This is a genomic window from Vibrio sp. 10N.222.48.A3 (assembly GCF_041475345.1).
Classification (GTDB): Bacteria; Pseudomonadota; Gammaproteobacteria; order Enterobacterales; family Vibrionaceae; genus Vibrio; species Vibrio tasmaniensis_A.
On the sequence record NZ_JBFRVX010001321.1, the window covers coordinates 1 to 1,087 of the forward strand.

Annotated in this window: 1 protein-coding gene; it reads left to right on the top strand. The window is 43.6% G+C overall.

Going from position 1 to position 1,087, the window contains the following annotated elements:
* Positions 1-1,087, top strand: a 1,087-nt coding sequence (locus AB4653_RS26060; protein WP_372105672.1) for a diguanylate cyclase domain-containing protein, incomplete at both ends; no start/stop codon positions are given.

Sequence of the window (1,087 nt, forward strand, 5' to 3'; positions counted from 1 at the left end):
CACGCGATTTTGGTGTTGAAATGTCAAAAGCGATCGAAGCAACGCTTGAAGAATATCAGAGACAATTTCAGCGAAATCAAAGTGTAAAGACTTGGTGGAACTTCACCCCAAAATACATATCTAAACGCGCACTATGTCTTTTCTCTGGAATCCCATTACCCGATGGCCGAACAGGGATGCTAGCGCAAGTCATCGCAGAAGAAGAGAGCTTAAAACGCGATCTCACATACTCTGATGGTTCCAACCTCTCTCTTTTATTCAACAAAGTGGGAAGCGTAGTGAGTGCAAACTCCGCTTTTTCTAAAAACTACGGCTCGCCGTTTAGTCGCCTATCCGATTTTGTTTCAAGCGAAGAAGTTGCAGACCAATGGTTATTTTCAGCTCGCAAAGGTCGAGACATTTTGGAGGAAGTCAGCTGTAAAATTGAAAATAAAACCCACCACTTTGATGTTCATGGAAAGTGGTTGTTTGACAAAAGTGAACTGCTATTAAACCTAACCTGTACCACCAAACAAAAAGAAAATTTGATTAAAGCTCGATATAACGCAGAGCACGACTGTCTCACTGAGCTCTACAACCGCCGCGGGATCACCAAAAGGCTCGAATCGAGTATTGCCTGTCGCTCGCCCTTTGAATTGATGTTTGTGGACCTTGATGGCTTTAAGTTGGTGAATGACACTTATGGGCATAGTGTTGGTGACCAACTACTCAAAAAAGTTGGCAAGCGTCTTAAACAGATCCTCGACGAAACATGCACAATCGGTCGCTTTGGTGGTGATGAGTTCATCGTGATTGCTCACGCCCGAAAAAATCAAAATATCCCGTTACTCTGCTCTCGCATTATCGATTCTTTGAACAAAAGCTTCCAAATAAAAGGAATTGGCACCTTATCTGTAGGTTGCAGCATAGGTTCTGCTCATTTTCCAGATAATGCCACGGATAAAGAGTCATTGTTAAAGCAGGCCGGAATGGCGATGCATGTTGCCAAAGCCAATGGTCGGAACCGCTTCCAAACTTTTACTCCAAATTTAGCGCAGATTCTGCATCGGCAAGTAGAGATACGCCATAGGTTAACTCTGGCACTAGA